The 22,483-nt window shown below is 73.8% G+C and carries 21 protein-coding genes; 8 read left to right on the plus strand and 13 right to left on the minus strand.

The genetic code is table 11. The features are described from left to right. Positions 1 to 16 precede the first annotated feature (16 nt). Complete coding sequence (locus tag ACSNN8_RS26220) at positions 17 to 232, minus strand: CDGSH iron-sulfur domain-containing protein (protein WP_436652216.1); 216 nt, start codon at positions 230 to 232, stop codon at positions 17 to 19. A gap of 74 nt (positions 233 to 306) precedes the next feature. On the opposite strand from ACSNN8_RS26220, the gene ACSNN8_RS26225 reads away from it, so the two are divergent. From ACSNN8_RS26225 to ACSNN8_RS26235, 3 genes are read left to right on the plus strand one after another with little or no spacing between them, the layout of a single operon-like run. Continuing rightward, the gene (locus ACSNN8_RS26225; protein ID WP_436652217.1) at positions 307 to 1,302 is read left to right on the plus strand and encodes an iron-containing redox enzyme family protein; all 996 of its coding nucleotides are present in this window, start codon (positions 307 to 309) and stop codon (positions 1,300 to 1,302) included. Between the two features lie 9 nt (positions 1,303 to 1,311). Further along, on the plus strand, positions 1,312 to 2,142 hold the full coding sequence (locus tag ACSNN8_RS26230; RefSeq protein ID WP_436652218.1) for an MBL fold metallo-hydrolase: 831 nt from the start codon (positions 1,312 to 1,314) through the stop codon (positions 2,140 to 2,142). A gap of 16 nt (positions 2,143 to 2,158) precedes the next feature. Then, on the plus strand, positions 2,159 to 3,169 hold the full coding sequence (locus ACSNN8_RS26235; RefSeq protein ID WP_436652219.1) for an aldo/keto reductase: 1,011 nt from the start codon (positions 2,159 to 2,161) through the stop codon (positions 3,167 to 3,169). A 17-nt stretch (positions 3,170 to 3,186) separates the two neighbouring features. Here ACSNN8_RS26235 and ACSNN8_RS26240 read toward each other — a convergent pair whose 3' ends face one another. Then, a complete protein-coding gene (locus ACSNN8_RS26240) occupies positions 3,187 to 4,767 on the minus strand; it encodes an MDR family MFS transporter (RefSeq protein ID WP_436652220.1) in 1,581 nt (526 codons plus the stop codon). Further along, entirely contained in the window at positions 4,764 to 5,228 is a 465-nt protein-coding gene (locus ACSNN8_RS26245; protein ID WP_436652221.1) for a MarR family winged helix-turn-helix transcriptional regulator, read from the minus strand. The genes ACSNN8_RS26240 and ACSNN8_RS26245 overlap by 4 nt, the downstream gene beginning before the upstream one ends. Before the next feature lie 107 nt (positions 5,229 to 5,335). On the opposite strand from ACSNN8_RS26245, the gene ACSNN8_RS26250 reads away from it, so the two are divergent. Further along, positions 5,336 to 6,283, plus strand: a complete 948-nt coding sequence (locus ACSNN8_RS26250) for a DUF2332 domain-containing protein (RefSeq protein WP_436652222.1) — start codon at positions 5,336 to 5,338, stop codon at positions 6,281 to 6,283. Here ACSNN8_RS26250 and ACSNN8_RS26255 read toward each other — a convergent pair. After that, positions 6,280 to 7,197: a DUF5995 family protein gene (locus tag ACSNN8_RS26255; protein WP_436652223.1), complete on the minus strand. Its 918-nt coding sequence runs from the start codon at positions 7,195 to 7,197 to the stop codon at positions 6,280 to 6,282. The genes ACSNN8_RS26250 and ACSNN8_RS26255 overlap by 4 nt on opposite strands. Before the next feature lie 217 nt (positions 7,198 to 7,414). On the opposite strand from ACSNN8_RS26255, the gene ACSNN8_RS26260 reads away from it, so the two are divergent. Next, positions 7,415 to 8,614: an epoxide hydrolase family protein gene (locus ACSNN8_RS26260; protein WP_436652224.1), complete on the plus strand. Its 1,200-nt coding sequence runs from the start codon at positions 7,415 to 7,417 to the stop codon at positions 8,612 to 8,614. 80 nt (positions 8,615 to 8,694) lie between these two features. Next, positions 8,695 to 9,981: an epoxide hydrolase family protein gene (locus ACSNN8_RS26265; protein WP_436652225.1), complete on the plus strand. Its 1,287-nt coding sequence runs from the start codon at positions 8,695 to 8,697 to the stop codon at positions 9,979 to 9,981. Positions 9,982 to 9,995: 14 nt separating this feature from the next. On the opposite strand, the gene ACSNN8_RS26270 is transcribed toward ACSNN8_RS26265, so the two are convergent. From ACSNN8_RS26270 to ACSNN8_RS26285, 4 genes are read right to left on the minus strand one after another with little or no spacing between them, the layout of a single operon-like run. After that, complete coding sequence (locus tag ACSNN8_RS26270) at positions 9,996 to 10,298, minus strand: adenylyl-sulfate kinase (RefSeq protein WP_436652226.1); 303 nt, start codon at positions 10,296 to 10,298, stop codon at positions 9,996 to 9,998. A gap of 57 nt (positions 10,299 to 10,355) precedes the next feature. Further along, positions 10,356 to 12,032, minus strand: coding sequence for an ATP-binding cassette domain-containing protein (locus ACSNN8_RS26275; protein WP_436652227.1), 1,677 nt, complete (start codon positions 12,030 to 12,032; stop codon positions 10,356 to 10,358). Next, positions 12,029 to 13,030: an ABC transporter substrate-binding protein gene (locus ACSNN8_RS26280; protein WP_436652228.1), complete on the minus strand. Its 1,002-nt coding sequence runs from the start codon at positions 13,028 to 13,030 to the stop codon at positions 12,029 to 12,031. Before ACSNN8_RS26280 ends, ACSNN8_RS26275 begins: the two co-directional genes overlap by 4 nt. Continuing rightward, positions 13,027 to 15,822, minus strand: coding sequence for an ATP-binding protein (locus tag ACSNN8_RS26285; RefSeq protein WP_436652229.1), 2,796 nt, complete (start codon positions 15,820 to 15,822; stop codon positions 13,027 to 13,029). The genes ACSNN8_RS26280 and ACSNN8_RS26285 overlap by 4 nt, the downstream gene beginning before the upstream one ends. A gap of 121 nt (positions 15,823 to 15,943) precedes the next feature. Between ACSNN8_RS26285 and ACSNN8_RS26290 the strand changes: the two genes are divergently transcribed. After that, positions 15,944 to 17,335 (plus strand): dihydrolipoyl dehydrogenase family protein, encoded by a 1,392-nt coding sequence (locus ACSNN8_RS26290; protein WP_436652230.1) that lies wholly within the window; start codon positions 15,944 to 15,946, stop codon positions 17,333 to 17,335. Positions 17,336 to 17,377: 42 nt separating this feature from the next. Here ACSNN8_RS26290 and ACSNN8_RS26295 read toward each other — a convergent pair whose 3' ends face one another. From ACSNN8_RS26295 to ACSNN8_RS26310, 4 genes are read right to left on the minus strand one after another with little or no spacing between them, the layout of a single operon-like run. Next, the gene (locus ACSNN8_RS26295; protein ID WP_436652231.1) at positions 17,378 to 17,848 is read right to left on the minus strand and encodes a hypothetical protein; all 471 of its coding nucleotides are present in this window, start codon (positions 17,846 to 17,848) and stop codon (positions 17,378 to 17,380) included. Beyond that, on the minus strand, positions 17,845 to 18,981 hold the full coding sequence (gene menC / locus ACSNN8_RS26300; protein ID WP_436652232.1) for an o-succinylbenzoate synthase: 1,137 nt from the start codon (positions 18,979 to 18,981) through the stop codon (positions 17,845 to 17,847). The genes ACSNN8_RS26295 and menC overlap by 4 nt, the downstream gene beginning before the upstream one ends. Then, entirely contained in the window at positions 18,978 to 19,607 is a 630-nt protein-coding gene (locus ACSNN8_RS26305) for a MurR/RpiR family transcriptional regulator (RefSeq protein ID WP_436652233.1), read from the minus strand. Before ACSNN8_RS26305 ends, menC begins: the two co-directional genes overlap by 4 nt. Continuing rightward, positions 19,604 to 20,269, minus strand: coding sequence for a GNAT family N-acetyltransferase (locus tag ACSNN8_RS26310; protein ID WP_436652234.1), 666 nt, complete (start codon positions 20,267 to 20,269; stop codon positions 19,604 to 19,606). Before ACSNN8_RS26310 ends, ACSNN8_RS26305 begins: the two co-directional genes overlap by 4 nt. A 101-nt stretch (positions 20,270 to 20,370) precedes the next feature. On the opposite strand from ACSNN8_RS26310, the gene ACSNN8_RS26315 reads away from it, so the two are divergent. Beyond that, a complete protein-coding gene (locus ACSNN8_RS26315; RefSeq protein WP_436652235.1) occupies positions 20,371 to 21,432 on the plus strand; it encodes a M20/M25/M40 family metallo-hydrolase in 1,062 nt (353 codons plus the stop codon). Positions 21,433 to 21,457: 25 nt separating this feature from the next. Here ACSNN8_RS26315 and ACSNN8_RS26320 read toward each other — a convergent pair whose 3' ends face one another. Continuing rightward, positions 21,458 to 22,453: an aldo/keto reductase gene (locus ACSNN8_RS26320; protein ID WP_436652236.1), complete on the minus strand. Its 996-nt coding sequence runs from the start codon at positions 22,451 to 22,453 to the stop codon at positions 21,458 to 21,460. Positions 22,454 to 22,483: the final 30 nt, after the last annotated feature.

Consider the following 22,483-nt stretch of genomic DNA (forward strand, 5'->3'; position numbering starts at 1 on the left):
CGGTCCGGGGCAAACGTCAGCGCGGCGCGGGAGTCTCCCGGCCCGCCTCGGCGCGGAACTTGATCACCTTGTGGGTGCCGTCGCAGAACGGCTTGGTGGCCGACTTGCCGCAGCGGCACAGCGCGATCGTGCCCCGGCCGGGGTCGATCGGCTCGCCGTCGGGGGTGCGCATCTCGAAGTCGCCGCGCACGATGAGCGGGCCGTCGGGGTAGGGAACGATCATCGCCGTCATGGGCGCGCGAATGCCCACTCAGCTGCGGGCGAAACAGATCGTTTACAACGCCCTTGATCGGGAAGCCTGCGGCCATGCAACTTCCTGTGGCCCGTGGCCGTGTCTCAGCCGCCCTCATCGACGTGCTCGGTGGGCGGGCCGAGAAGCTTCCCGCGTTCGCCCGCTTCGACGGCGACGAGGACCTGCATCTGACGCTGTTCGTGTGCTACGAGCTGGCGTACCGCGGCTGGGACGGGGTCGACGACAGCTGGGAGTGGGACCCCGGCATGCTGCGGCTGCGCACCGCCGCCGAGAAGCGCTTCCTGGCCTTCCTGTACGACCTGGTGGGCCCGCCGGAGACCCGGGTCGACCCGGCGAGCGTGCCGGACCGGCTGGCCGCGATCGTCGCCGCCGACGACGGCCCGGGGCTGTCGGGGTACCTGCGCGGCCGGGCCACCCTCGAGCAGTTCCGCGAGTTCGTGACCCACCGGTCGATCTACCACCTGCGCGAGGCCGACCCGCACTCGTGGGCGATCCCCCGGCTGGGCGGGCGGGCCAAGGCCGCGCTCATCGAGATCCAGGCCGACGAGTACGGCAACGGCGTCGAGCCGCGGATGCACCAGGAGTTGTTCAAGCAGACCATGCGCTGGTTCGACCTGGACCTGCGGTACGGCGCGTACGTCGACTCGGTGGGCGCGCCGACGCTCGCGGTCAACAACGTGATGTCGCTGTTCGGCCTGCACCGCAGCCGCCGCGCCGCGATCCTCGGGCACCTGGCCGCGTACGAGATGACGTCGTCGCTGCCGAACCGGTCGTACGCGAACGGCCTGCGGCGCCTCGGCGGCGACCCGGACGCGACCGCGTTCTACGACGAGCACGTCGAGGCCGACGCGGTGCACGAGCAGATCGCCGCGCACGACCTGTGCGGCTCGTTCGTCCGCGCCGAGCCCGCGCAGGCCGGCGAGCTGCTGTTCGGCGCCCGCGCGGCGCTGGCGATCGACTCACTGTGGGCCGGCTCGGTCCTGGACGCGTGGAGCCGCGAGACCTCGTCGTTGCGGCCGCGCGCGGTTGAACCCGTGCTGGCGGGGTAGGCGAGCCGGATGCAGGCGAACGTCACCTTTGTCGGCAACGCCACCACGCTGTTGCGGCTGGGCAACTTCACGCTGCTGACCGACCCGGCGTTCGGGATGGCCGGCAGCCGGGTGTACCTGGGGTACGGCGCCTGGAGCAAGCGCCTGCGTGACCCCGTGCTCGACGTGCTGGACACCGCGAAGGTCGACGCCGTGCTGCTGTCGCACCTGCACGGCGACCACTTCGACCGCGAGGCCCGCCGCTGGGTGGAGCCGACGATGCCGATCGTCACCACCGAGGCGGCGTCGCGCAAGCTGCGCCGCCGCCGGTACGTCGCCGTGAGCGGGCTGCCGACCTGGGAGTGCCGCGAGTGGACCCGCTCCCGGCAACGGCTGCGCATCACCAGCGTGCCGGGCAAGCACGGGCCGGGGCTCGCCGCCCGGCTGCTGCCCGACGTGATGGGCTCGGTGATCGAGCTCGAGGTGGACGGCCGGCTGGCGCTGCGCCTCTACATCACCGGCGACACGCTGGTGCACGGCGCGCTCGAGGAGATCCCGCGCCGGCTGGGCGACATCGACGCCATGCTCATCCACCTGGGCGGCACCCGGCTGATGGGCATGCTGCTCACGATGGACGACCGGCAGGGCACCGAGCTCACGCAGCTGATCCGTCCGGGGCTGACCGTCCCGATCCACTACGACGACTACCAGGTGATGAAGTCGCCGCTGTCGGACTTCGTGACCCGCGCCGAACGCCAGGGCCTGACCGGCATCACGCCGATCACCCGCGGCGACACCCTGGATCTGCCCCTGCGCCCCGGCGTCACCGACGTGCACCGCCCCCACAACCCGGTCGCCTGACCCTAGTGTGGTCCGGATGCGATACCGGACCTTCGGCACCACCGGCCTGCGCGTCTCCGAGGTCGTCCTCGGCGCGATGACCTTCGGCGACCAGGGCGGCGTCGGCGCCCCGATCGAGGAGTGCCGGCGCATCCTGGACGCGTACGCCGACGCGGGCGGCAACACCCTCGACACGGCGATCAACTATCGCGGCGGCGCCAGCGAGGAGATCCTCGGCGAGCTGCTGCACGGCCGGCGCGAGTCGTTCGTGCTCGGCAGCAAGTACACGGTGTCGCGCGACCGCGACGACCCGAACGCGGCCGGCAACGCGCGCAAGAACCTGCGGCTCTCGCTCGAGACGAGCCTGCGGCGGCTGCGCACCGACCACCTCGACCTGTACTGGGTGCACATGTGGGACCGGGCGACGCCGATCGAGGAGACGATGCGCGCGCTCGACGACGCGGTGCGCGCCGGGAAGATCCTCTACGTCGGCATCTCGGACGCGCCGGCGTGGGTGGTGGCGCGGGCCCAGACGCTGGCCGAGTGGCGCGGGTGGAGCGCCTTCGCCGGCCTTCAGGTGCCGTACAGCCTGCTGCAGCGCGACGTCGAGCGCGAGCTGTTGCCGATGGCGGCGGCGCTCGGCCTGAGCGTCGCCGCCTGGAGCCCGCTCGCCGGCGGGCTGCTGTCGGGCAAGTACAGCGCTCCCGGCGGCGCCGCTGCCGGCAGCCGCCTCGGCTCCCCCGACCTCGACGAGCGGACCCGCCGCGTGATCGCCGAGGTCGCCGCCGTCGCCGCCGAGCTGGGCACGACGCCGGCGCGGGTGGCGATCGCCTGGACGCGCCACCGCTCCAACGCGATCCACCCGATCCTGGGCGCCCGCAGCGCGGCCCAGCTCGAGGACAACCTGGGCGCCCTCGAGGTCACGCTGCCCGAGGCCGCGTGCGCGCGCCTGGAGGAGGCCACCGGGTTCGTCGCCGGCTTCCCGGCCGACTTCATCGCGGAGACCTCCCCCTGGGTGTTCGGGGCGGCGCAGACCGACGGGCGCTGACCCCCGGCAGCGGCGGCTCAGCCCAGGTCCGCCGTCTCCTCGGCCTGCCGGGCGGGCAGGTCGAGGCTGGCACGCAGGGTGGCGCGCGGCAGGAAGACGGCGGCGACCAGGCCCGCCACGGCGATGGCGGCGCTGATCAGGAAGATGTGGCCGGTCGCGTCGCCGTAGGCGGCCCGGACGATGTGCTGGACGGCCTCGGGCAGGGCGGCCACGTTGAGGCTGCCGCCGGCGTCGCCGCCGCCGGCCGGGAAGCCGGCGGCGGCCAGGTCGTGGGTGATCCGGTCGGTGACGCGGTGGGCGAGCACGGCGCCGAGCACGGACACGCCGATCGCGCCGCCCATCGACCGGAAGAACGCGACGGTGGCGCTGGCGGCGCCGATCGTGCGCAGCGGCACGGTGTTCTGCACGGCCAGCACGAGGTTCTGCATGCTCGCGCCGACCCCGAGGCCGACCAGCAGCATGCCGAGCCCGACGTAGACCAGCGAGGTCTCGTGGTCGATGAAGCTCAGCAGCACGAAGCCCGCGAGCAGCACGATCAGGCCGGCGATGATGTACGGCTTGATCCGCCCGGTGCGGGTGATGATGCGCCCGACGATGATCGAGGAGAGCAGCACGCCCGCCATCAGCGGGATCGTGAGCAGGCCTGCCTCCGTGGGGCTGTAGCCGCGGCCGATCTGGAAGTACTGGCCGAGGAAGACCGCGCCGCCGAACATGGCCATGCCGACCGCCAGGCTGGCGACGATCGACAGGGCGGTGGTGCGCTCGCGGACGATGTCGAGCGGGACGACCGGCTCGGCGGCCCGCGACTCCACCAGCACGGCCAGCGCGAGCAGCACGATCGCGCCGCCGACCATCGCGTACGTCTGCCAGGACAGCCACGCGAACGAGCCGTCGACGAACGGGATCCAGATCAGCAGCACGCTGACGCCGGCGGCGATCAGCGTCGCGCCGAGGTAGTCGATCTTGACGTTCTCCCGGCGCTCGGTGTGCACGTGCAGGGTGAGCTGCAGCAGGATCAGCGCGAGCACGGCGAACGGCACACCGACGAAGAAGCACCAGCGCCAGCCCAGCCACGACGTGTCGACGATGAGGCCGCCCAGCAGCGGGCCGCCGACCGTGGCGAGCGCCATCACGCCGCCGAGGTAGCCGTTGTAGCGGCCCCGCTCACGCGGCGGGATCATCGCGGCGATCACGACCTGGACCAGCGCCTGCAGGCCGCCGACGCCGATGCCCTGGAACGCGCGGGCGGCGATGAGCTGCCCGGCGCTCTGGCTGAACCCGCTGATCACCGAGCCCAGCACGAACACCACGATGGCGATCTGCACCAGCAGCTTCTTGCTGAACAGGTCGGCGAGCTTGCCCCAGATCGGCGTGGTCGCCGTGGCGCTGAGCAGCGTCGCGGTGACCACCCAGGTGTACTGCGTCTGGCTGCCCTCGAGCGCACCGATGATCTTCGGCAGCGCGGTGGAGACGACGGTGCTGCTCAGCATCGCGACGAACAGCACCAGCAGCAGGCCGCTGAGGGCCTCCAGGATCTGCCGGTGGGACATGTCCTCCGCCGCGGGCGTCGCCGCCTGCGAGGTGGTGGGTGCGCTCATCGCGCGGGCTCCTTCTGGTGGGTTTCGAGTACGCCGGAGAGCGCGCCCAGGAAGCGGCCGAGGCCGCCGGTGAGCTCGTCGACCTCGCCCGGCCGCCAGTCGGCGAGGCCCTGCTCGAGCAGGTCGTCGAACCAGACGCCCGCGGCGGCGAGCAGGTCGTGCCCGGCGGCGGTGAGCGCGAGCGCCGACGCCCGCCGGTCGGCGCTGTCGACGCGGCGCTCGACCAGGCCCTGGGCGACCGCGGCGGCGACCGCCCGGCTGACCGTGGACGGATCCAGCCCGGAGCGCTCCGCCAGGTCCTTGGCGTGGCAGCAGCCGTCGGCGCCGTCGCCGATCTCGTCGATGTGCTTGAGGATGCCGACCGTGCCGATCGGCACGTCGGGCCGCTCGCGCAGCCATTGCTGACGCGCCTTGCGGATGAGCTGGGACAGCTCCAGCAACCGGGTCGCCAGTACGTCCATCTCTTCCTGCCTCGTGATGCGTTGCTTGCAGCAAGCATCCATCATTTCTGCTCATTGGGCAACTTTTCCCAACGGGCATCCTCGGCCCACGTGGGATCATGTCGGCCATGACCGTCGCCGACTGGTACGCCGACTTCGCCGACCGCCAGGCGCGCGGCAGCTCCCCCGCCTACGAGCGGCTGTCCCGGGCCGTCGCGACCGACGACGAGCTGCTCGCGCTGCTCGCGACCGTGCCGCCGGCCAAGCGCCAGCCCAACCTGCTGTTCGCCGTGGTCCGGCTGCTGGGCGGGCCCGTCGGCGACGTCGCGGCGTTCCGCTCGTACGTCCTGGATCGGTGGGAGGCGGTCGAGCGCGAGCTGCGGACGCGCGCCACCCAGACGAACGAGATCGGCCGGTCCGCGCTGCTGCTGCCGGTGCTCGCCGCGCTCCCCCAGCCGCTCGCGCTGCTGGAACTGGGCGCTTCGGCGGGTCTCAACCTCTACCCCGACCGGTACGCGTACCGGTACGGCGACGTCACGGTCGGCTCGGCCGGTCCCGTGGTGACCTGCGAGGCGACCGGGCTGACGCCGCCGTCACGGCTGCCCGGGGTGGTGTGGCGCGCGGGCATCGACCTGAACCCGCTCGACGTGACCTCCGCCGGCGACCGCGCGTGGCTGGAGGCGCTGATCTGGCCCGAGCACGACGCCCGCCGCGAGCGGCTGCGGGCCGCCGCCGCCCTGGTCGCCGCCGACCCGCCCCGCCTGGTGCGCGGCGACCTGGTCGAGGCGCTGCCGGGCCTGCTCGCCGCCGCGCCGCCGGACGCCACGCCGGTCGTGTTCCACACCTCGGTGCTCTACCAGCTGCCCGCCGAGCGCCGCGAGGCGTTCCTGTCGCTCGTCAGGTCGCTGCCCGTGCGGTGGATCTCGATCGAGGACCCCGAGGTCGTACCGTTCGACGGCCTGCCCGATCCGCCCGCGGGAGGCCCGCACAAGAACGTGCTCGCCCTCGACGGCAAGCCGCTGGCCTGGGCCGAGGCGCACGGCCGCAGCCTCGCGTGGTTCGGAGACCCCGGTTAGCCGCGCGCGCCCACGTCGGCCGGGCGGCCGTCGTCGGGCAGCAGGCGGCGCAGGAAGCGGGTGCTGTTGACCAGGCGGTCCCCCACGATCGCCCACTCGGCGAGCAGCGAGGCGGCGCGGTCCATCGTGCGGCGGGCCTGCTCGAAGTCGTCGAGGTCGTGGCGCAGCTGCCACAGCCGGCGGCCCTGGTCCCACGCGCGGGCCCGGGTGACGGTGACCAGGATGCGCTGGCTCCAGTCGTCGAGCCCGCCCACGAACTGGTCGATCTCGAGCTGCCAGTCCGTGGAGAAGCCGCGGCGCAGCACCGGGATCTCCTCGTAGAAGATCTCGTTGACCAGCAGGTAGTCGGGGTGGATGGTGTCGTCGCCGTGCTCCGGGGCGCCCAGCTCGTTCCACGTGCCGATCAGCGCGAGCGCCAGGTCGTGGTTGATGTGCGCGTTGACGCCCAGCATCGCGGCGGTCAGCCGGCTCATCTCGACGTCGCCCGCGCGCTTGAACAGCACCTCCCAGACGTCCGGGGTGTCCTCGTCGTCGTTGTTCCACCGCACCAGCGCGTCGAAGTAGCGCTTGGCGAACTCGACGTCGAGCAGCTCCAGGAAGTCCGGCGAGTTGACCCCGCCGACGATCGCCCGGTCGACCCGGCGGGTGATCTTCAGGTAGAGCTCGTTGAACGCCGACACCCGGTTGGCCGCCGGCGACGGCGGCAGCCGGTCGAAGATCGTCTGCACCGTGACCAGCCGGGAGATCACGTCCCCGATCCCGGCCGGCTGCTCCAGCAGGGCCGCCGCGACGTCGTCGCGCAGCGGATGCCAGCCGCGGCCGAGCGGGCTCTCCAGCGGGGACAACTCCAGGCGCTTGGCGCGCAGCAGCTCGGCACTCCCCCGTGCCAGCTCGCGATCGAATGCCGTCGACATGCCGACAGCCTGGCGATCACCGGCCCGGACCGCCACCTCTTTGTCGGCAAACCGTCGCGCGATCCGGCCGATCCCGGCATTCGCCCCGGCCCCCGGGGCTGTGCCAGGGAGGCGACCAGGGACTTCCGCGGGCGCGAGGCGGACCCGGGCCCAGCGAGGCTGGACGACGTCGCACAGCCCCGGCAGCGGGGTCCCGGAACGAGAGGCAGCGCGCGAGATGACCACGCTTCAGCACCGAGCCGGCACGATCCGACCGTTCACTGTGCAGTTCCGCCAAGGAGCGCTCGACGACCTCCGCCGCCGCCTGGCGGCGACCCGCTGGCCGACCCCGGAACTCGTCGGCGACCGCTCCCAGGGAGTGCAGCTGGCCACGATGCACGCGCTGTGCCGCTACTGGGCGAAGGCGTACGACCTGCGGCGGGTGCAGTCCCGGCTGAACGCGCTGCCGCAGTTCACCACCGAGATCGACGGGGTCGCCATCCACTTCCTGCACGTCCGGTCGCGGCATCCGGACGCCCTGCCGTTGATCATGACGCACGGCTGGCCGGGGTCGGTGATCGAGATGCTCGACGCCGTCGGACCGCTGACCGACCCCACCGCGCACGGCGGCGCCGCCACGGACGCGTTCCACCTCGTGCTGCCGTCCCTGCCCGGGTACGGCTTCTCCGCGGAGCCGGCCGAGGTCGGATGGGACCTGGTGCGCACCGCCCGGGCGTGGGCCGAACTGATGCGCCGGCTCGGGTACGACCGGTACGTGGCGCAGGGCGGCGACGTCGGCGCCGGCGTGACCGACGCCATCGGCCGGCTGGGGCCCGAGGAACTGGCCGGCATCCACACCAACCTGCTGGTGCCGGCCCTCAACGACCCGTCGTCGCTGCCGGACGACACCGCGGAGGAACGCGCCGCGCTCGCCGCGATCAAGACGTTCCAGACCACCGGCAACGGCTACTTCGTCGAGATGGCCACCCGGCCGGAGACGATCGGGTACGCGCTGCTGGACTCGCCGGCGGCGCTCGCCGCCTGGATGATCGACCACGACACCGACGCCTACTACAAGATCGCCGGGGCGTTCGTCGACGGCAGGCCCTCGGGCAACCTGACCCGCGACCACGTGCTCGACAACGTCACGGCGTACTGGCTGACCGGCACCGGAGCGTCCACGGCACGGTCGTACTGGGAGGCCTACGGAGCGGACGCCCCGGCCGCCGGCCGCCCACCGCTGCCGGATCCCCGAGTCCCGGTGGGCTTCAGCACCTTCCCCGGCGAGATCTGGCGGACGCCTCGCAGCTGGGCCGAGCAGTCGTACCCCACGCTCACCTACTTCGGCGTCGCGGAGCGAGGCGGCCACTTCGCTGCCTGGGAGGAGCCGGAGCTGTTCGCGGCACAGGTACGCGCCGCCTTCCGCCCGTTGCGCTGACCCGAGCCCCGCCCGTCCCCGGCCGCCGGGCGTGTTCGCCCGCCGCGGCCGTCCCAGCCACGAACGCAGAGGTGCAGACGATGACGTCCCCCGACTCCCACCCCACCCGGCGGCAGCTGCTGCAGGGAACCCTCGCGGCCGGCCTCTCCGTGGCCGCGTCCACCGCACTCGGCGCAGGGCCGGCCGGCGCGGCGCCGTCCGCCGGTTCCGCGATCCGTCCCTTCCGGGTCGCGATCCCCCGCGAGCAGCTGGCCGACCTGCGCCGTCGCATCGCCCTGACCCGGTGGCCCTCCCGGGAGCTCGTCGCCGGTCGCTCGCAGGGCGTGCAACTGGCGACCGCCCGGGCCCTCGCCCGGCACTGGGCCACCCGCTACGACTGGCGCCGGTTCGAGGCGAAGCTCAACGCGATGCCTCAGTTCACGACCGAGATCGACGGCGTCGGCGTCCATTTCCTGCACATCCGCTCGCGGCACCGCGACGCACTGCCGTTGATCATGACCCACGGCTGGCCGGGCTCGGTCGTCGAACTGCTCGAGACCGTCGGCCCGCTCACCGACCCCACCGCCCACGGCGGCACCGCGGCGGACGCCTTCCACCTCGTCCTGCCGTCGATCCCCGGCTACGGCTTCTCCGGCAAACCCCGCGAGCTCGGCTGGGACACCGACCGGACCGCGCGCGCCTGGGCCGAGCTCATGCGACGCCTCGGCTACACCGAGTACGTCGCCCAGGGCGGCGACGTCGGCGCCGCCGTCACCGACAGCATCGGCCGCCAGGCGCCCGCCGGGCTGCTGGGCATCCACCTGAACCTGCTGGTCACCGCCCTCGCCGGCACCGGCAACCTGCCGAGGAACACCGACGAGGAGAGAGCCGCGGCAGCCGCCCTCCAGGTGTTCACGACGACCGGCAACGGCTACCTGGTCGAGCAGGGGACGCGGCCGCAGACGATCGGGTACGCGCTGCTGGACTCGCCGGTCGCCCTGGCGGCCTGGATGCTCGATCACGACACCGACAGCTACCTCAAGATCTCCCGCGCGTTCCTCGGCGGCCCGGCGTCGGGCAACCTCACCCGGACGCATGTCCTCGACAACGTCTCGCTCTACTGGTTGACCGGCACCGGCGAGTCGGCCGCCCGGACGTACTGGGAGAGGAAACAGACCGCCGGCCGTACGGCTCCGCCGGTCACCGTCCCGGTCGCGGTGAGCGCCTTCCCGGGCGAGATCTTCCAGGCGCCCCGCAGCTGGGCCGAGATCGGCTACCCGACCCTGAGGTACTACAACAAACCACCGCGGGGCGGGCACTTCGCCGCCTGGGAGGAGCCCGGCCTGTTCTCCCGGGAGATCCGTGCGGCGTTCCGGGCGCTGCGCTGACCGAGACGCCGGCGTCACCAGCTCCGCGCGGCATGACGGGCCGGCGTCTCGGTGGTTGTCACTGCGGAGACGACGACGAACCGCGCACCGGCGGCCTTGAAGTTCGCCCACACCGCCGCCAGGTTGGCGCACTTGAGCCGGTCATGGAACCGCACGGGTCCGGGATTCGGCTCCGGAGCCGGCCCGAACTGCGCCAGCATGTCCGTGTCGACGACGGCCGTGACGCACCCTCGGGCGGTCAGGACCTGCCCGAGCGCATCTGCCACGGTGGACTTACCGACTCCGGCGGTCCCGGTGAGAAGCACAGCTCGGTACACAGGCGCTCCTGCCGTATTCGGTGCCTGCCGGGCGCAGGCGGTTGTCCACGCTACCGATCAGCGTCCGGGACCTCGGTCCGTACCGGTGAGGTCCGCCCGGAGGCGGCCGTACAGGGCGCGGTAGTCGGATCGAGCCATGAGGGTCCGCTCGTCGCGGGGGCGGCCGTAGGGCACCTCCACGTCGGTTCGCACAGCACCGCGGGCGAGCGTGACAACCCGGTCGGCGAGCAGGAGCGCCTCGGTGAGGTCGTGGGTCACGAACAGGACGGTCTTGCGGTGCGCCGCGTCGTCCCAGATGTCGAGGAACATGTCGCGGAGGGACGAGCGGGTGAGGGCGTCCAGCGCAGCGAACGGCTCGTCCATCAGCAGCAGCTCGGGGTCGGACGCCAGCGTCCGCGCCAGTGCCACCCGCTGGCGCATGCCCTGCGACAGCTGGGACGGATATCTGTCGGCCGCGGCGGACAGGTGCACCAGGTCGAGCATGCGCCTGGCGCGTTCGCGCCGGGCGGGCGCCGCGCCGGACCGCAGCTCCAGACCCAGCTCCACGTTGCGCAGGGCGGTGCGCCAGGGAAGCAGCGCGTCGCGGGCGAACAGGTGGCCGACGTCCGCCCGTCCGGCACGGGGCGGGTCGCCGAACACGGTGACGTCGCCCGAGGTGGCCGGGGTGACACCGGAGACGACGTCGAGCAGGGTCGACTTGCCCACCCCGCTGGCGCCCACGATGGCGACGAACTGGCCGTCGGGGACGGTCAGGGAGAGGTTGCTGAGCACGCAGTGCGGCGGCGACCCCCGCAGGGCGAACTCCACCGTGACCGCCCGGAGCCGCACACCGGGCCGGGCCGTGCGCGGCGTCGCGGCCGCGGCGTTCCGGACGGTGGCGATCCGGGGCTCCGGACGGCTCGCCTGCCGCGTCGGGCTCCCGGACCGGATGCGGGGTCGCCGGCGAGCGTGATCGGCTCGCTGCCACCCGAGCGCAACGCCCTCCAGCGCGCCGACGATCACGGTGAGGACCGAGGTGAAGACCGCGAGGACCGTCAGCAGCGCGTAGACCGAGGCCATCGACAGGGTGGCCGAGTACGTCGTGATCAGCTGGCCCATCCCCGCACGGGAGGCGATGACCTCGGAGCCGACCACGCCGAGAAGGGCGAGAACCAGGCCCAGCCGCAGCGACGTGAAGATGGCCGGCAGGGCGACGGTCACGTAGAGCTTGCGGAACACCTGTGACCGGGACGCGCCCAGCACGGCGAACACCTTGACGTACTCCTCGTCGGTGCTGAGCACGCCGATGCGCGCGTTCATCACGAAGACGAAGAAGGCGATGCTGAAGCCGAGCGCGATCTTCGAGCCCTGGCCGATGCCGAACGCGACGAGGAACACCGGTGCGAGGGCGATGCGCGGCATGCTGTTGACCGCGTTGAGGTACGGCGCCAGCACGGCCCACGTCCGGGGCAGCATGCCGAGCACGATGCCGAGCGGGATGCCGGTCACGGCCGACAACGCGAGCGCCTCGAGGGCCGCGCTGACGGTCGACCACAGGTTCGGCCAGAGCACGCCCGAGCTGTGCAACTGCAGCCCGGCGTCCCAGACGGCGCGCGGGCCGGGCAGCAGGACGGCGTCGGTGACGCCCAGCCGGCCCGCGAGGTACCACAGCGCAACCGCGAGGGGCGGCACGGCGAGGCGCCACACCCACACGCTCAGCCATCCGCGGGCCGCGGCATCCGAGTTGCCGGTCATGCCGTCGAGCAGCCGTCGACCACATACTCGGAGAAGTCCGGTGTCGTGCCGCCGGGAGTGAACGCTGCCTGATGGCGCCAGGTCTCCTCGTCGAGGGCAGGGATGTCCACGACCGGGGCCCGGTATCTGACCCACAGGCGTTCCGCCTGTTCGGGACCCGATCCGAGGCCGAGCCGGGCGAACGCCCGCGGTCCGGCGTCGGGCTGCCGCTCGAGCGCCTCGAACCCCTGGTTGAGCGCGTGGCAGAACTTGATCACCGCGTCGTGATGGTCGTCGGCCCAGGCGCAGTTCGCGACGGCGACCGACTGCCAGAACCTGCCCAGCGGGCTCCGCGAGCCGGCGAGATCCACCAGCTTGTCGAAGGCGGTGCCGCCGGCCTCGAGGTTGACCTCGAGCTGGGGGTACGACATCGCCGCGTCCACCCGCCCGGAGGCGAACGTGGACGCGGCGGACGCGCCCCCGCCGATCGCCGCCCACCTGACGTCGGTGTCCGGGTCCAGACCGGCATCCGCCAGCAACGACCGGAGTACGAGCTCCTGGGAGGCGCCGCGTGCGGCGACGCCGACGGTCCTGCCGCGCAGCTGAGTCAGCACCCGGGGATACGGCAGGCTGGTGTCGAGGCCGAGGCCGGTCCGGGCGATCACCGCGTAGGCCGCGCCCTGGGTCGGGCGGAGCACCCGCGCACACGCGCCGTTGCCGATGGCCTCGTAGAGCTGCGCCGGACCGAGGTTGGCCACGTCGAAGTCCCCGCTCACCAGTCCCTGCAGGAGCACCGTTCCCGACGTCGCCCAGGTGGGCGAGAACTTCAGGCCCTGGTCCGCGTAGAAGCCCTCCAGCTCGGCCACGGCGTACCCGGTCGTGCCCAGGTCCCGGACGCCTCCGAAGGCGACGGTCGCGGTCCCGCTCGCGCCGGCACCGCTGCACCCGGCGGTCCACGGCAGGATCGCCACCACGAGGAGCACCAGCAGCCGGAGGACGCCCGGCCCTGCCGCCCTCATCCGAGCCCTCCCCCGGCCGGGCCCGCCGGGCCCCGGCTCGGCAGGGCGTCCCTGAGCCCGCGCCGCGAGCTGATGCCGAGCTTGGTGAACACCTTGCGCAGGTGCCACTCGACCGTGCGGGCGCTGATGAAGAGCTCCCCCGCGATCTCCGGGTTGGTCCGGCCGTCCCGGGCCAGCCGCGCGATGTGCTCCTCCTGAGGTGTCAGCCCCGCCCGGTCGGCGGCCTGCCGGCGACGCACGTGTTCCCCCGTCGCGAGCAGCTCCCGGCGAGCCCGCTCCGCGAACCCCTCGGCCGACATCGCCACGAACATGTCGTGCGCGGTCCGCAGGTGTTCCCGGGCGTCGCCACGCCGGTTCTCGCGGCGCAGCCACTCGCCGTACACGAGATGCGCGCGTGCCTGCTCGCCCCGCACCCCGGCCCGGCCCAGGTGCTCGATCGCCTCCCGGTACAGCCGGTCGGCCACGTCACCGTCGGTGAGCATGGCCCGTGAACGCGCCGCGATGCCCCGGCCCCAGCCGTGCGCCCCGGGGTTGGCCGTGGACTCGAACTCCGCCAGGGCCGCGGCTGCCACGCCCTTCTCGCCGCAGCGGACCGCGGCCTCGACACGCTCGGGCAGCATCCAGGCGGAGACGAGGAGCGCGGGCGCTTCCGGATCGGCGGGACGGGCAGCCGCCATCGCCTCCGGATACCGTCCCACGCTGTTGTGCAGGATGGCAGTGCACCACCGTGCATGGTCCACACCGAGCCCCTCACCGCGGCCGATCGCGTCCTGCGTGGTCGCCGCGAGGAGGGCGGACGCGTCCTCCGTCCGTCCCCGATAGCCGGCGAGCAGCATGGCCCCGTACGGGGCGATCCGCGTCCCCGTCGCTTCCGTGACGGCGTCGTGCTCGGCCGTCAGCCGGGCCGCCGTCTCGAAGTCACCGCGCCACGTGGCGACGACAGCCATCCCGCTCAGGGCGGTGGGCAGGACGGCGAGCGCGCCCAGCTCACGGGCGAGTGCGGCCTGCCGGCCGCTGACCGCGCTCCAGCTCTCCAGGTCCCAGACCGCCGCGGCGGCGGTGGCGGCCATGGCGCCATGATGCAGCCAGTTCTCGGCGGGAAGGTCGCCGGCGAGCAGGCGGGCGAGCGCGTCCCGGAGCATCGGCTCCGCGGGCTCCCGGCCCTCCGTGGCGAGCACGAGCAGCCCTTCCAGGATGCGGCCGAACGGGCGCAGCGGAACGTCGGGCCGGGGACCGGCGCGTGCCGCCCGGGACACCTCGAGGAGGTTGCCGCCCGGCTCGGCGAGGTGGCCCGCGAACATCGCGGCGCTCCAGGCATCCGCATAGGTCCGGCGCGACAGCGCGGTGTCCAGGCGTTCCAGGCGCCCGGCGGCCTCGACGAGCTGCAGGGGCGCGTCGCCTCCGGCGTCGGACGCCGACGCCACCTGCCCGCGCACCAGCGCCACGCGAGCGCCGGCCAGCTCGTCCGGCGCCTCCGACCCGGCCGCCGCCAGCAGTGCCAGCGCGGTGTCGAAGGCGCCGGCACGCAGGTGCGACCGGGCGGCCGCCAGATTGCGCTCGAACCGCAGGGCCGGCTCGAGCGTCAGGCTCGCCGAGCGTTCCAGGAGCGCGGCGGCGGCCGCGAACCCGCCGCGCGCCTGGGCCCGGTCCGCACTTCGCTCGAGCTCCATCGCGACGTCCTCGTCGGGGCCCGAGCTGGCATGGGCACGATGCCAGGCGCGACGGTCGGGGTCCGCGGCGGCGTCGATGGCTTGCGCCAGCGCCTCGTGTGCCACCCGGCGCTGCTCCGCCGAGGCGGACCGGTACACGGCCGAGCGGACCAGGGAGTGCCGGAACCGCACCTGGGCGCCGATCTCGAACAGCCCGTCGGTGGCCTCGGTGCGGGCCGCGTCGAACCCGATGCCGAGCCGGGTGGCGGCGCGCCAGACGGTTGTGGCGTCCCCCGCGCCGTCGCAGGCGGCCACCAGCATCAGCTGCTGTGTCGGCGCGGCGAGTGTACGGAGCCGCTTCGCGTAGTGGCTCTCCAGGCCCGCAGCGGTTCCGCCGTCCGTCGGCAGACCGAACCCGGCGGCGAGCTCGGCCGGGCTCATGCCGCGGGGCAGCTCCAGCATCGCCAGGGGGTTGCCGCTCGTCTCCGCCACGACCCGGTCGCACACGCGCGGGTCGAGCTTTCCCGGCACCACGCCGGCCAGCAGCGCCCGCGCGTCCTCGCCGAAGACGCCGCCCAGCGGCATGACGGGCAGGCCGGCCAGCCGGCGCGGGTCCGCTCCCTCCGTCCGGTCACGGACGGCGAACACCATCGCCACCGACTCCGCGGCCAGCCGGCGAGCGACGAAGCCGAGGATCTCGCTCGACGCCGTGTCCAGCCACTGCACGTCGTCGACGAGGCAGAGCAGCGGCCGGTCGCCGGCCACCTCGGCGAGCAGGCTCAGCGTGGCCAGGCCCACGAGGAAACGATCCGGCGCGGTCCCGCCCGCGAGTCCGAGCGCCACGCACAACGCCGACCGCTGCGGCTCCGCAAGCGCATCGAGGTGGGCGAGCATCGGCGCGCAGAGCTGGTGGAGACCCGCGTACGCCAGTTCCACCTCGGACTCGACACCGGCGATCTGGGCGACCCGGAAATGGGGAAGCGCTCGCCGAGCCGCGTACCGCAGAAGTGCGGTCTTGCCCACCCCGGCCTCGCCGCGGATGACCAGCGCGGCGCTCCGACCGGCTCGCACGCTCTCGCACAGGTCGTCCAGCTCGCGCAGCTCCCGGTTCCGGCCGTGGAGCTGCGCAGTGTCGCCGAACACCCCGCCAGCATAGATGCTGATCCAGCGCCGGTCTGCCCTCGCTTCCGCCGGGCCCCCTGGTCCGGTCGACCAGTGCCGCACCCGGGTTCGCCGGGGGCCGGCGGTGCGCGACGGTGGGCCGATGACCTCGACGGACGCGGTGAGCAGCTATGACGTCATCGTGATAGGCGGTGGCGCGCCGGGCCTGCACTGTGCGGAGGTGCTCGCCGAGGGCGGTGCACGCGTCGCCGTGGTGGAGCAGGAGCTCCTGGGCGGCACGTCTGTCTACTGGGGGTGCATCCCGTCCAAGACGCTGGTGCGCCCGGGCGAGGCGCTCGCGGCGGCACGGGAGGTGCCGGGGGCAGCGGAGTCCGTCGGCGCGCCGACGCCGGACGCGAGCGCCGTGCTCGGCTGGCGGGACTTCATGGTCGCTCATCACCACGACCGGGGTCAGGCGTCGCGGGTCCGGGACGCCGGCGCCGACGTGCTCCGGGGGCACGGCCGGCTCGCGGGCCCCCGCGCCGTCGACGTCGCCGGCAGGACGTACCGCGCCGGAGACATCGTGATCGCGACCGGGTCCGACCCGCTCATCCCCGGAGTTCCCGGCCTGCGAACGCTTCCGGGGGTGTGGACGAACCGGGAGGCCACCACGCTCACCGAGCTGCCCGGCCGGCTCGTGGTGCTCGGCGCCGGCCCGGTGGGCGTGGAGCTGAGCCAGGCACTGGCGCGGTTGGGCACGTCCGTCGTGCTGGTGGACCGGAGCGACCAGGTGCTGCCCCGGGAGCCGCGTCCGCTGGCCGAGGCCGTCCGCTCGGCACTGGCCGGCGACGGGGTGGACCTGCGCCTCGACCGTGCGGCCACGAGGGCCCGGTCGGACGGCGCGGAGTACGTGCTCGAGCTCGCGGACGGCAGTGCCGCGCGAGGCGATCGGCTCCTGGTCGCCGCCGGCCGACGCGCGCGCGTGGATCTTCTCGGGCTGGAGACCGTGGGCGTCCGGGCGCGGTCGCAGGGCATCGTCGTGGACGACCGCATGTCCTGCGGGGACGGGTTGTGGGCGATCGGCGACGTCACCGGCCTCTGGCACTACACCCATGTCGGGGAGTACCAGGGACGCGTCGCGGCCGCGAACATCCTCGGCCGCGCGCGCGTCGCCGACTACGAGGCCATCCCCCGGGTCGTCTTCACCGACCCGCAGGCGGCGGCGGTGGGCGCGACGACAGGCGAGTTCACCGCGACGGTCCCGCTGTCCGTCGTGGCCCGCACCGCGACGTACACCCGGGCCTACGAGGCTCGTCCCGGCTTCGTCACCCTGGTGTCGGACGGTGAGCGGCTGATCGGCGCCTACGCGGTCGGACCGGGGGCCGTCGAGTGGCTCCAGCAGGCGACCGTGGCGATCCGGGCGCGCATCCCGCTGCCGGTGCTCCTGGACGTCGTCCAGCCGTTCCCGACCTTCTCGGAGGCGCTGTTCCACGCCCTTCGCGATCTGGACGCCCAGCTCACCGGGCCGAGCGTGCGCCCGCCAGGAGATCGCTGACCGGAAGGGCGGCCCGGTGGATCCCGGCGGGCGGACCGGCGGTCATTCCTGGCGCCAGACGCGGAACGTCTGCTGGAGCCGCCACCCGCCGCCGGGGAGGCGGGCCTCGTTGCGCCAGCGGAAGGCGCCCTCCTCGATGTCGGAGAACGTCCAGCGCAGGTCGCCGCCGTCGAGCAGGATCTCGGGGCCGGCCCGGCGGGCCAGGAACGTGTGGACCCTTCGCCGGCCCGGGCCCACCCAGGTGGAGCGCCACACGCCCGCGCCCGCGGCCGGGTCGGGGAAGCGGACGCTGACGCCGTGCTCGACGCCGGGCAGGATCCAGACGTCCGTGGTGGCCCGCCCGCCCAGCGCGTAGCCGAAATGCCACTCACCCCGGCGTACGGTCGTGGATCCGTCCTGCTCGTACTCGGTGCAGTCCAGCGCCCACGAGCCGGCGAACTGCCCGAACAGGCTGAGGTCCACGTCGGCGGCGGGTCCGTCCGCGAGAAAGGCCGAGGCCACGGAGATCGTCATGCCGAGCAGCCTCTCCGGGGACCGGCCCCGAGGACAAGGCGGTCGACGGTGCCGGCGGCGATGAAGTCGGCGTCCGGCTCGCGTCCCAGGCCGGCGGCCGACGGCACGCTCACGAGCCCGTCCACCGCGACGATCGGCTCGGTGGTCACGTCGCGGGCGTAGTACTTGTCGGAGCCGCTCACGTCCGAGGGCAGCGTGAAGCCCGGCAGCGCGCACAGAGCGACGTTCGCCGCGCGGCCGATGCCGAACTCGTGCATGCCGCCGCACCACACCGGGACGCCGTGCTCGGCGGCCAGCGCGTGGGCGCGCACGGCCGCGGTGAGGCCGCCCATCCGGGACACCTTGATGTTGAGGATGCGCCCGGAGCCCAGGCGCAGCGCGGTGACCAGGTCGTCGAGCTCCTCGACGGACTCGTCCAGGCACACGGGGGTGGCGAGCGACGCCTGCAGGCCGGCCAGGTCGACCAGCGCCCGCGGGGCGTAAGGCTGCTCGATCATCAACAGGCCGAGCGTGTCCAGTTCCCGCAGCACCGGCAGGTGCGCGGGCGTGTAGGCGCCGTTCGCGTCGACGTGCAGGGGCACCGAGGGGTACGCCGAGCGGACCGCCCGCACCGGCTCGACGTCCCAGCCGGGGGCGATCTTCAGCTTGACGCGGCGGTAGCCCTCCCCGACCCGCTGCGCGACCTGGGCGAGCAGGGCGTCCACGGTGGGCTCGATGCCCAGCGACACGCCGGCCTCGACCGTGGCGCGGGTGCCGCCCAGCGCCGCGGCCAGCGGGACGCCGTGCTGCGCCGACCACAGCGACCAGGCGGCCATGTCGAAGCCGGCCCGCGCGAAGTGGTTGCCGCGCACCCTGCCGAGCACGGCCGCGAGCTCCGAGGGGTGGTCCCAGTCGGCGCCGAGCACCAGCGGCGCCAGGTGCGAGCGAGCGACGGCCCAGCAGCTGTCCACGGTCTCGGCCGAGTAGAACGGGCCGCTCGGGGAGGCGATCTCGCCCCAGCCGGTGGCGCCGTCCGCGGTGGTGAGCGCGACCAGGATGTGCTCGAGCGAGCGCTTGGCGTGCGAGCTGGTCTGAAACTCGTGCACGAGCGGCAGGCGTACGCGGCGCATCTCCACGCCGACGATGCGCGTCATGCGTCGTCCTGATAGAGGCCGAGCTCGGCGGCGAGGGCGTCGCGTTCGTGCAGGCGGCGGCCCGCGCCCTTGGAGCTGGCGATCGTGAGCGTGGCGAGCAGGTGCAGCGCGAGCACGACCGAGGTGGGCGAGCTCGCGTACGAGGCCGTGTCCGTCCCGATCACGATGCGCGCGGCGGCGAGCGAGGTCAGCGGGGCGTCCTCGGCGTCGGTGATCAGCACGAGGTCCCCGCCGTGCCGGGCGTACGCGGACGCGACCGCCACGGTCTCGCGCCGGTAGCGCGCCATCGAGATCGCCACGAGCAGGTCGCCCTGCCGGATGTCGCCCAGCACGTCGAGCGGCCGCACGGTGGCCCCGTCGACGAGGTGGACACCGGACAGGCCCGCGCTGAGGTCGGCGGCCAGCAACGCCGCGTAGCTCAGCGACTTGCCGTTGCCCAGCAGCCAGCGCCGCCGCGCCGAGACGATGCGGGCGGCGGCCTGCTCGATCGCGTCGTGCTCGGCGGCCCACGCGAGCGCCTTGTCGAAGGCCGTCCGCTGCTGCTCGAGGACCCGCTGCTTGAGCACCTGCGCCGAGCGCCGCTGCACGTTGCGCTCGAAGCGCTCGGCCGGGCTGACTGCCGTCATGCGTTCTCCCGTTCGAAGCTGTACACGGCCCGGTCGGCGTGGCGGTCCACAGCCACCAGCCGGCCGCCCGCGGCGAACCGGTCGGTCAGCCGGCGGCACAGCGACGCCCGGTCGGCCGGGTCGGGCGCGGCCTCGCGCTCGCCCGCCGGCGCGTCGACCGTCGCCCACGCGCGGCCGGGGACGTGCCGGTGGTGCAGGTCCCACGACACGAGCACGCGGTCCGACGAGCCGTCGTCGTAGTAGTCCGGCAGGAACCGGATCGCCGTCGCCCCGAGCACGGCGAAGTTGAAGTGCGCGTTGCGCAGGGCGTACGGGTCGAAGGTCCACCGCATCGTGCGGGCGCCGGTGGCGCGGGCGGCCTCGGCCTGCGCCTGCTTGAGCCGGCGCCCCACGCCCAGCCCCTGGGCCCGCGGCGCGACGACCGCCGCCTGCGAGTAGTGGTAGAGCACGCCGGCCTCGACCGCGCTGAACCCGTAGCAGAAGCCGACCAGCCCGGTGGCGTCGAACGCGCCGATCACCGAGCCGGCGTTCTCGCGCAGCGCGGCGAGCAGGCGCGGGCTGATGCCGTACTCCGGATGGTCGTAGCCGAACACGTGCCGGTACAGCGCCGACGCCGCCGACCACTCCGCCAGGCCGGCCAGGTCGCGCACCTCGATGCCCACGCGCGCACCCCCTGAAGGCAAAGATACGGTTCGTATGACGGCCATCGTGCCCGCCCGCACGCGCATTGACAACGCCGATGGCGCGATTTTAGCGTCCGTATATGGAAGCCCTGCGCCGTTACACGCTGCTCGAGTCGCCGACCGGCGACGCCCGCGCGCTCGCCGCCCTCGCCGAGGTGCTCGAGGCCGACGCCGCCGCGGCGGGCTTCGCGACCGCGCGCGAGGGCGACCACCTGCTGTGGACGCTGCCCGCCCGCGGCGTCACCGGCGGGGAGCTGCTGCTGCTCAGCCACTACGACACCGTCTGGCCGACCGGCACGCTCGCGACGATGCCGTGGTCGGTCGACGGCGACACGATCCGCGGTCCCGGCGTGTACGACACCAAGGCCGGGCTCGTCGCGCTGCTGGCCGCGGTCACCCGCCTGCGGGCGGGCGGCCGCGACCATCCCGAGGTACGGGTGGTGGTGGTCGCGGACGAGGAGATCGGCTCGCCGACCGCGGGCGACCTGGTGCGCGCCGAGGCGGCCCGGGCCACCGCGGTGCTCGGGATGGAGCCGCCGCACCCGGGCGGCGACCTCAAGACCGGGCGGCGCGGCAGCACCCGGGTGCGGCTCTCGGTCACCGGCGCGGAGGCGCACGCGGCCCTCGACCCGGACGCGGGCGTGAACGCCATCGACGAGCTGGTCGACCAGCTGGTACGGATCCGCGGCGTGGTGGCCGGCCGGCCGGTGCTGCTCAACACGGGCACGATCGCCGGGGGTGGGCGGACCAACGTGGTCGCCGGCGCCGCCTACGCCGACCTGGGGCTGCGCTTCGCCTCCTCGGAGGACGAGCGGGCCGTCCTCGCCGGGCTGGACGGCCTCACCCCCGTACGGGAAGGGGCCGTCCTGGAGACCTGCCTGCTGTCGCACCGTCCGACGTGGCGGCCGGGTGATCCGGGGCTGCTGGACCGGATCAGGCGGATCGCCGCCGGGATCGGCCAGCGGCTGGACGGGCGGCCCGCGGACGGCGCCGCCGACACCAACACGACCGGCGCGATGGGCGTGCCCACGGTGGACGGCCTCGCCCCGCCCGGCGGCGGCGCCCACGCCCGGCACGAGTGGGTCTCCGCCGCCGGCCTCGAGCAGCGCACCGACCTGCTCGAGGCGCTGCTCGCGGGGTGACCCTCAACTGGAGGTTGAGCCTTGGCTAAAGCTCCAGCAGAGGGTGAGAGTCCAGCTTCACGTCGAGCGCGGGCAGCGCCGCCTCGAACTGCTCCGGCGTGCGCGGCCCGATCAGCGGCAGCACCCGCGGCGACTCCTGGTGCATCAGCCAGGCCAGCACGAGCTGGTTCGGGGTCACGCCCAGGTCGGCGGCCGCCTCGGCGAGCCGGGCCAGCCGGGCGTCGGCGTCCGGCCCCGCGTAGTCGGCCATCAGCCAGTGGCCGTCGCGCTTGGCGGCGCTGTCGTAGACGCCCTTGAGGATCGGCGAATACGCCACCAGCGTCTGGTCGGGGTGCTCCCGCAGGTAGTCGAGCTGCTCGCCGTCCACGATGCTCACCGAGTCGGCGCCCGCGTTGGGCCGCAGGAACGAGTGCTGCTGCTGCACGGCCACCGGCAACGTCCACCCGTTCCGGTCGCAGAGCTGGCGGATGCGTTCCAGCCGCCACGTGCGCACGTTGGACCACCCGAGGTAGCGCACCTTGCCCGCCTGGACGAACTCGTGCAGCGCGGCAAGCGTCTCCTCCAGCGGCGTGCTGCGGTCGTCGACGTGCACGTAGTAGAGGTCGACGTGGTCGGTGCCGAGCCGGCGCAGGCTGCCGTCGAGCGCGCGGCGCAGCGTGTCGGCGCCCGCGCCCTCGAACGTGCGGCGGGCCAGGTCCCAGTCCGGGTTGCCGTCGGCGTCCCACAGCTCGGGCGAGTAGCGCGGCACGGCGCTGCCCTTGGTGGCGAGGAAGACCTGGTCGCGCCGGTTGCCGGCACGCAGCCAGCGGCCCAGCAGCTCCTCGCTCTGGCCGCCGCGCGTGCCCGGGTGCCGCCACCACTCGTAGCAGTCGGCGGTGTCCACGAACGACCCGCCGACCTCGAGGTAGCGGTCGAGGATGCGCACCGAGTCCTTCTCGTCGGTGACGCCGCCCATCTGCATGGCGCCCAGCGCCAGCCGGCTGACCTGTTCTCCCGTACGGCCCAGTTCGATCGTCTGCATGAAAGGGACGCTAGGTCTTCGAGCGCACTC

This window comes from Actinoplanes sp. URMC 104 (assembly GCF_051386375.1).
GTDB lineage: Bacteria > Actinomycetota > Actinomycetes > Mycobacteriales > Micromonosporaceae > Actinoplanes.

Bases quoted from the DNA above. Each gene is read 5' to 3' on its own strand.
- ACSNN8_RS26220 (WP_436652216.1), bottom strand. From the start codon at position 232: ATGACGGCGATGATCGTTCCCTACCCCGACGGCCCGCTCATCGTGCGC.
- ACSNN8_RS26225 (WP_436652217.1), top strand. From the start codon at position 307: ATGCAACTTCCTGTGGCCCGTGGCCGTGTCTCAGCCGCCCTCATCGAC.
- ACSNN8_RS26230 (WP_436652218.1), top strand. From the start codon at position 1,312: ATGCAGGCGAACGTCACCTTTGTCGGCAACGCCACCACGCTGTTGCGG.
- ACSNN8_RS26235 (WP_436652219.1), top strand. From the start codon at position 2,159: ATGCGATACCGGACCTTCGGCACCACCGGCCTGCGCGTCTCCGAGGTC.
- ACSNN8_RS26240 (WP_436652220.1), bottom strand. From the start codon at position 4,767: ATGAGCGCACCCACCACCTCGCAGGCGGCGACGCCCGCGGCGGAGGAC.
- ACSNN8_RS26245 (WP_436652221.1), bottom strand. From the start codon at position 5,228: ATGGACGTACTGGCGACCCGGTTGCTGGAGCTGTCCCAGCTCATCCGC.
- ACSNN8_RS26250 (WP_436652222.1), top strand. From the start codon at position 5,336: ATGACCGTCGCCGACTGGTACGCCGACTTCGCCGACCGCCAGGCGCGC.
- ACSNN8_RS26255 (WP_436652223.1), bottom strand. From the start codon at position 7,197: ATGTCGACGGCATTCGATCGCGAGCTGGCACGGGGGAGTGCCGAGCTG.
- ACSNN8_RS26260 (WP_436652224.1), top strand. From the start codon at position 7,415: ATGACCACGCTTCAGCACCGAGCCGGCACGATCCGACCGTTCACTGTG.
- ACSNN8_RS26265 (WP_436652225.1), top strand. From the start codon at position 8,695: ATGACGTCCCCCGACTCCCACCCCACCCGGCGGCAGCTGCTGCAGGGA.
- ACSNN8_RS26275 (WP_436652227.1), bottom strand. From the start codon at position 12,032: ATGACCGGCAACTCGGATGCCGCGGCCCGCGGATGGCTGAGCGTGTGG.
- ACSNN8_RS26280 (WP_436652228.1), bottom strand. From the start codon at position 13,030: ATGAGGGCGGCAGGGCCGGGCGTCCTCCGGCTGCTGGTGCTCCTCGTG.
- ACSNN8_RS26290 (WP_436652230.1), top strand. From the start codon at position 15,944: ATGACCTCGACGGACGCGGTGAGCAGCTATGACGTCATCGTGATAGGC.
- ACSNN8_RS26295 (WP_436652231.1), bottom strand. From the start codon at position 17,848: ATGACGATCTCCGTGGCCTCGGCCTTTCTCGCGGACGGACCCGCCGCC.
- menC (WP_436652232.1), bottom strand. From the start codon at position 18,981: ATGACGCGCATCGTCGGCGTGGAGATGCGCCGCGTACGCCTGCCGCTC.
- ACSNN8_RS26305 (WP_436652233.1), bottom strand. From the start codon at position 19,607: ATGACGGCAGTCAGCCCGGCCGAGCGCTTCGAGCGCAACGTGCAGCGG.
- ACSNN8_RS26315 (WP_436652235.1), top strand. From the start codon at position 20,371: ATGGAAGCCCTGCGCCGTTACACGCTGCTCGAGTCGCCGACCGGCGAC.
- ACSNN8_RS26320 (WP_436652236.1), bottom strand. From the start codon at position 22,453: ATGCAGACGATCGAACTGGGCCGTACGGGAGAACAGGTCAGCCGGCTG.